Origin of the sequence: Mesorhizobium sp. M7A.F.Ca.CA.001.10.2.1 (genome assembly GCF_003998575.1) — a bacterium.
GTDB lineage: Bacteria > Pseudomonadota > Alphaproteobacteria > Rhizobiales > Rhizobiaceae > Mesorhizobium.
The window spans coordinates 1-6,451 of record NZ_RZQY01000334.1; the positions used below are offsets into that span (position 1 = coordinate 1).

Genomic DNA, 6,451 nt, shown 5'->3' on the forward strand with positions numbered 1-6,451 from the left:
GAACCGCGGCAAGTACCGCGTCGGCCAGCCGCCCGGCCTGCGCCGTATTGCAATTGGGCATCAGCAGCGCGAACTCGTCACCGCCCAGGCGCGCGGCATGCGCCGTCGGGGGAAGGCAGCCCAGAATGCCTAGGGCAACGCTTTTCAGTGCCAGGTCGCCGGCCGCGTGGCCGGCAAAATCGTTGAGCGCCTTGAAGTAGTCGAGATCGACGTAGAACACGGAAAGCGGCAGCAACTGCGGGGCCGCGATGTGATCGGCCAGCAGCCGGTCGAACGCGGCGCGGTTCAAGAGACCGGTGAGCGCGTCATGGCGGGCCGCATAGGCAAGCTCCTGCTCGCGCTGCTTGTCTTCGGTGATGTCGCGCACCGTGCCCAGGATCTGCCCCGCCAGCCGGCGGTCCGGGATTTGCGGGTCGGCGATGAAACGCAGCAGGGATTCTATGTGCCGGACCTCTCCGTCGCGCCGGACGATGCGGTATTGCACGGCGGTGACCTTGTCCGTTTCGAGCGGCACCAGATGCGCGCGCGACGCGGCCTCCTTATCGTCCGGATGCAGATAGCCGAACCAGTGGTCGCGCTCGACTTCGGCGGTGTCGGAGACAAGCCCGAAAATCTCCCTGGTGCGTTCGTCCCAATAGCTTTTGCCGGTGGCGAGGTCGTGGTGCCAGATGCCGGTACCGCTGGCGGCAAGCGCCAGGCGGAAGCGCACATTGACCTGCTCGAGTTCGGCTTCGGCCGCCTTCTGCTTGGAGATGTCGGTCTGCACACCCATCAGCCTGAGCGGCTTTCCCATCGCGTCGCGCTCGACGGCGCCGCCGCGATCGAGCACCCACACCCAGTGTCCCTGCTTGTGCTTCAGCCGCAATTCGGTCTCGATGGCGTCGGTCAGGCCGGCAATGTGGCGGTCGCCGCTGGCCAGCGCCCGCTCGCGGTCGTCGGGATGGGTCAGTTGCAGCCACAGGTCGCTGGTGTTGGCAAGTTCGCTCTCATCGTAGCCCAGCATCCGCGCCCAGGTCGCGGAATAGAAGCAGTCGCCGGTTACAAGATCCCAGTCCCAGACACCAAGATGGGCGCGCTCCAGGGCCTTGGCCCAGAACGTTCCATTGCGACTTTTCTTGCCCTGACGCGCCATCGTCTGCTTCGCCTGCTCCACCGCAGGGCAATCTGCGGCAAAACCAGAGAAGAAACAGTTACCACGGCGATGGCGGGCTGCTTTGTTGGCTCCTCACCTGCCGCCTCTGCTCTTCGATTGGCCGGCAAGAACCGGAGTTTCGCATCGGCCGGATGTTCCTAGTCATGGCTCCAGGTCATCGGCCAATCCGGTGATCCCGGATCATCGGCGGCGCCGATGATCACATTGCAGAGACAAGAGGATCTTCCAATGACCAGACAAGAAGACAACAAGGCCGTCGTCGTCAGATGGTTCACCGACTTCTGGGGTGAAAGCTGCGACCTGTCCGTCGTCGACGACATCGCGGCACCCGACATGCTGCTGAAATACTCGCTGCACGAGCCGCGCCGCGGCCGCGACGAAATCAAGGCCTTCATGAGCGGCTTCCGCGCCGCCTTCCCGGACCTCAGCTTCTGGGCCACGGCCGACCTGATTGCCGAGGGCGACTATGTCGTCGGCCAGTGGGAGGGCGGCGGCACGCATACCGGCCCGGCCTTCGGCGATTTCCTCGCCGGCTCGCTGCCGGCCGCCACCGGCCGCACGATGCGTTTCACCGGCACCACGGTGCTGAAGGTGGTCGACGGCAGGATCGTCGAGGAGATCGGCCTCGATGACGGCGTCGCCGCCCTCACCCAGCTCGGCTTGATGAAGGCTGCCTGATTCGAAAGGGCTATCGCCGTCCAGGCGATGGCCCACCTTCAACGGGATCGGCGGCTTCGATCGGATAGTGCTTGTCCTCATAGGCCTCGATCAGAGTTGCGAGAACGTCGAACCGGTCACCATCGCGAGAGCCGACCTCCGGCTCATTTTCGAAATATTTAGTGATTTCGGCGATCGCCCAATCGTAATCGGCTTCGGTCTTAATGGGTCGAATGTTTTCCATCACACCATACTCTTTGTGCGTGCCGACGAACAGGCTTGCACCCTCCTGACCCTTGTCAAGAAACGGGTGGCGAGGCCGGCCTTTGGCGGCTTCAATGCGGCCATGTTCATCACCCTGGCCAAGAATCTGAAATCCACGCCGCTGCAAGCCGCCGACGATCCGCGCTGGGCGCGAATCGTCGCGCGCGACAAGTCGGCCGACGGCGCATTCTGGTATTCGGTGGCGACGACCGGTGTCTATTGCCGGCCTTCCTGCCCGTCTCGGCGCGCCAATCCGAAAAATGTGCAATTGCACGACACGCTCGATCAGGCCAGGGCCACCGGCTTTCGCCCGTGCCGGCGCTGCGACCCGGATGGCCCGTCGCTCGAGGCCGGCAACGCGGCGATGGTCGCCGCTGCTTGCCGCAGGATCGAGCAGAGCCAGGAAGAACCGTCGCTCGCTGAACTGGCTGATGCCGCCGGCCGCAGCGCCGGTTATTTCCATCGTATCTTCAAGGCGGCCACCGGGCTGACACCGAAGGACTATGCCGCCGCGCACCGCGCAGCCAGGGTTCGTCAGGGCCTGGAAGACGGCGCCAGCGTGACGACGGCGATCTACGATGCCGGCTTCAATTCGAGCGGACGTTTTTATGAGAAATCCACTGGCATGCTCGGCATGACGCCGACGCGCTATCGCGCCGGCGGCGCCGATGAAGAGATCCGCTTCGCCGTCGGCGAGACCTCGCTCGGCACCATCCTGGTCGCGTCCAGTCAAAAGGGCGTCGCCTCGATCCTGCTCGGCGACGATCCTGACGCACTGGTGCGCGACCTGCAGGACCGTTTCCCCAGGGCACGGCTAATCGGCGGCGATCACGACTACGAGGCGCTGGTCGCCCGCGTCGTCGGTTTCGTCGAAGTTCCGGCGCTCGGTCTCGATTTGCCGCTCGACGTGCGCGGCACGGCGTTCCAGCAGCGCGTCTGGCAGGCCTTGCGCGACATCCCCGCCGGCCGCACGGTTTCCTATGCCGAGATCGCGCGGCGCATCGGCTCACCGAAGGCGACCCGCGCCATCGCCGCCGCCTGCGCCGCCAACAATCTTGCCGTCGCCATTCCCTGCCACCGCGTGACCCGCAGGGATGGCGCCCTGTCCGGCTACGCCTGGGGCGCGGAGCGCAAGCGCGCGCTGCTGGAGCGTGAGGCCGGCGAATCTGACAGCGCCTACCGATCCGCGCGGAGATGACGGCCAAGCATGCGCGCGATGGCAAGATCTCATGACAGCGTCACCAATCGGACAGCTCGCACCACCGCCGCCGGCAACCGCGCGAAGTCCCATGTCATGGCCGCCATCGGCGGGCTGGTCGATGAGGGTAAGGCTGAGTGGAACCACACCGCAACCGGCGACATCGAGCTGCGCCTGCTGAGCGGTGAAGTGTTCGTGCTCGGCGAGGTGTCGGTCACGCGTGTCGAATGAGCATGCTTGGCTGAAGTGCGGACGGTTCAAAATCAGCACTCTATGGCGCGCCCCTCTGTCCTACCGGACATCTCCCCCACAAGGAGGGAGATTGGCAGTTCCGGCGCCGGCTCTCGTCCTGCAACGTTGGAGATTGGCGAAGGCGGTGGTGACAGCCAATCTCCCCACCCGTGGGGGAGATGTCCGGTAGGACAGAGGAGGGCGCCATAGAGCACCTACCTTTGCGCCTTTCAGGCAGATTTGAATTTGAAAGCAAGCACCGGAGTGAGACACGGCCGACACCGTGGCTAGGGTTCAGCCACAAACAAAGGAGTGAAGGCAATGAACCTTATACAAACCACTATGCCGATGGCCGCCTGCAACGTCGCCGCCCTCGGCACCATCGCCTATGCCATCGGCGAATCCCCCATCGGCAAAATCCTGGCGGCGCGCAGCGATATCGGCGTCTGCGCCATCCTGATCGGCTCGGATGCCGACACACTGGAGCAGGATCTCGCCAACCGCTTCCCAGGCAAGATACTGGCCAAGGACGAGGCCGCACTGCGCGACGATCTCGCGGCAATCGCGCGCTTCATCGAAATGCCCGGCGTCGGCTTCGACCTGCCGCTCGACCTGCGCCACGGCACGCCATTCCAGCAGCGCGTGTGGGAGGCGCTCCGAGGCATCCCGTGCGGCGGCACCATCACCTACACCGCGCTCGCCCGGCATATCGGCCAGCCGAACGGCGCCCGCGCCGTGGCGACGGCCTGTGCGGCCAATGCAATCGCGCTGGGCATTCCCTGTCACCGTGTTGTCCGCGCCGCCGGCACGCTGTCGGGCTACCGCTGGGGCGTCGAGCGCAAGCGCGCCCTGCTCTACAAGGAGGCTACGATATGAATGCCCATGCCAAGGTTGCCGCATCGGCGGTTGAAGCTGCTCAGACACGTGTTGCTGATTACGACTGGCCCGCCCTTGCCGCCGAACTGGACGGCTTCGGCTGCGCGGTGATTGAAAAGCTGCTGTCGCCCGAAGAGTGCCGACAGATCGCCGACCTCTATCCCGAGGAGAAGCATTTCCGCAGCCACATCCATATGGCCAGGCACGGCTTCGGCAAGGGCGAGTACCGCTATTTCCGCTATCCCTTGCCCGACCTCCTGGGTGGCCTGCGCAGCGCGCTCTATCCCAGGCTGGCCGAGGTCGCCAATCGGTGGAACGAGCGCATGGGGCAGGCCATGCGCTATCCCACGACGCATGCCGCGTTTCTCGAGCAGTGCCATGCCGCCGGCCAGACACGGCCGACGCCGCTGCTGCTGCAATATGTGCCTGGCGACTTCAACTGCCTGCACCAGGATCTCTATGGCGATCTCGCCTTTCCGCTGCAGGTGGCGATCCTGCTCTCCGAACCGGGCCGGGATTTCACAGGCGGCGAGTTCGCGCTGACCGAGCAGCGCCCGCGCATGCAGAGCCGAGTCGAAGTGGTGCCGCTGCGGCAGGGCGACGCCGTTGTGTTCGCCGTCCACAACCGGCCGGTGCAGGGCACCAAAGGCAACTACCGCGTCAATCTGCGCCACGGCGTCAGCCGGCTGCGCTCAGGCATGCGCCACACGGTAGGGATTATTTTCCACGATGCGAAGTGAGCAGGGAGAAGATGGAGGTTCCCCTCACCCCGCCGGTGCATAACGGCTGACCACCATGCCGCAGGCATAGGCCTTCGAGCCGAGCAGCCGCAGGTTCCTAAAACCGCCCTGATCAAAAACCCGGCGGCCCGCCCCCAGCACCGCCGGGTTGACGAACAGCTGGAACTCGTCGACCAGCCCGGCCGCGATCAGCGCTGACGCGAAACCGGCGCCGCCGAACACGGCAATGTCGCCACCCTCGCCCGTCTTCAGCGCGTTGACCTCGCGCGGCAGGTCGCCGCTGGCCACACTGGTGCGCTCCCAAGCCGGCTCCCAGGCCGATTGCTTGAGCTTGTTGCTGAGCACCACCTTGCGGGCGTCGACGATGCGCTGCGCAAAGGCGTAGAACGGATCGTGCGGAAACTTCTTCGCCGCAGTGCCCCAATGGGTGAGGTAGCCCTCCTGTGCCATTTTGCGGCTGAGCAGGATGGTATCGACGCCTGCGAAGACAGCGTTGAAGTCCTGCTTCAGCGCATCGTCCCAGGCGCTCTCGTCACCCCACTCCCAGAGCTGCCAGGAATGGTCCTCGGTGGCGCCGACAAAGCCGTCGACCGATATCTGCATCTGCAGGACCAGCTTTTTCACCGTCATTCTCCTCACGGCCATCGCAAAATAGTTTACATTTGGAACCGTTGACGCAAGGCCAAAACGATGTCAATAGTAAAGTGATTTAAAAATGGAACCATAGATGTCGACGCGCGAAAAATCCGACTGCCCGATCAACCTGTCGCTCGAACTGATCGGCGACCGTTGGACGCTGCTCATCATCCGCGACATGGCTTTCGCCGGCAAAAGGCACTTTCGCGAATTCCTGCAATCCGACGAAGGCATCTCCTCGCGCACGCTGGCCGAGCGACTGCAGACGCTTCAGGAGGAAGGCATCCTCACCAGAAGCGACGACCCGACGCATGGCTTGAGAACGGTCTACCGGCTGACCGAGGCAGGTATCGACCTCTTGCCGGTGCTGGCGACGCTCGGCGCCTGGGGCAGCAAGCACCGCAAGGCCGACGATAGGCTGGCGCGGATTGCCGAAGAACTGGCGGCGGGTGGCGAGGCGGAACTGGAACGGATGAAGGCGGCGCTGCGGGCGGAGCATATTGTCTAGGTGATTGCGCTCGAACTGGCTTGGCTGTTGCTGCACAAATCGCCCCTCGCTTGACAACGACCCGTGCTTGTTCTTTATTTGTTCCAATTCTATCAGCAACTGTGATGTGCGGTCGGGATGGAAACGACAGCCACCATCCTGCATGCCGATCTCGACGCTTTCTACGCCTCGGTCGAGCAGTTGCTCGA

9 protein-coding genes are annotated in these 6,451 nt (G+C 64.2%); 6 read left to right on the forward strand and 3 right to left on the reverse strand.

Annotation, left to right across the window (positions count from 1 at the left end):
* Positions 1-1,132, reverse strand: a 1,132-nt coding sequence (locus EN964_RS20660) for a PAS domain-containing protein (RefSeq protein WP_127276689.1), incomplete at its 3' end; no start/stop codon positions are given.
* 249 nt (positions 1,133-1,381) lie between these two features.
* Between EN964_RS20660 and EN964_RS20665 the strand changes: the two genes are divergently transcribed.
* A complete protein-coding gene (locus EN964_RS20665) occupies positions 1,382-1,831 on the forward strand; it encodes an ester cyclase (protein WP_127269678.1) in 450 nt (149 codons plus the stop codon).
* Positions 1,832-1,841: 10 nt separating this feature from the next.
* On the opposite strand, the gene EN964_RS38710 is transcribed toward EN964_RS20665, so the two are convergent.
* The gene (locus EN964_RS38710) at positions 1,842-2,201 is read right to left on the reverse strand and encodes a type II toxin-antitoxin system HigA family antitoxin (RefSeq protein ID WP_236382749.1); all 360 of its coding nucleotides are present in this window, start codon (positions 2,199-2,201) and stop codon (positions 1,842-1,844) included.
* Here EN964_RS38710 and ada point away from each other — a divergent pair.
* From ada to EN964_RS20695, 4 genes are all read left to right on the forward strand, one after another.
* On the forward strand, positions 2,157-3,272 hold the full coding sequence (gene ada / locus EN964_RS20675; protein WP_164748794.1) for a bifunctional DNA-binding transcriptional regulator/O6-methylguanine-DNA methyltransferase Ada: 1,116 nt from the start codon (positions 2,157-2,159) through the stop codon (positions 3,270-3,272). The genes EN964_RS38710 and ada overlap by 45 nt on opposite strands.
* Positions 3,273-3,290: 18 nt before the next feature.
* Complete coding sequence (locus tag EN964_RS20680; RefSeq protein WP_236382747.1) at positions 3,291-3,503, forward strand: hypothetical protein; 213 nt, start codon at positions 3,291-3,293, stop codon at positions 3,501-3,503.
* Between the two features lie 321 nt (positions 3,504-3,824).
* The gene (locus EN964_RS20690; protein WP_127272377.1) at positions 3,825-4,379 is read left to right on the forward strand and encodes a methylated-DNA--[protein]-cysteine S-methyltransferase; all 555 of its coding nucleotides are present in this window, start codon (positions 3,825-3,827) and stop codon (positions 4,377-4,379) included.
* Positions 4,376-5,119 carry a 2OG-Fe(II) oxygenase gene (locus EN964_RS20695; protein WP_127272378.1) on the forward strand — a complete coding sequence of 248 codons (744 nt, stop codon included), beginning with the start codon at positions 4,376-4,378 and terminating at the stop codon, positions 5,117-5,119. Before EN964_RS20690 ends, EN964_RS20695 begins: the two co-directional genes overlap by 4 nt.
* A gap of 24 nt (positions 5,120-5,143) precedes the next feature.
* On the opposite strand, the gene EN964_RS20700 is transcribed toward EN964_RS20695, so the two are convergent.
* Entirely contained in the window at positions 5,144-5,743 is a 600-nt protein-coding gene (locus EN964_RS20700; RefSeq protein ID WP_127271659.1) for a dihydrofolate reductase family protein, read from the reverse strand.
* 103 nt (positions 5,744-5,846) lie between these two features.
* Between EN964_RS20700 and EN964_RS20705 the strand changes: the two genes are divergently transcribed.
* The gene (locus EN964_RS20705; protein ID WP_127271661.1) at positions 5,847-6,263 is read left to right on the forward strand and encodes a helix-turn-helix domain-containing protein; all 417 of its coding nucleotides are present in this window, start codon (positions 5,847-5,849) and stop codon (positions 6,261-6,263) included.
* Positions 6,264-6,451: the final 188 nt, after the last annotated feature.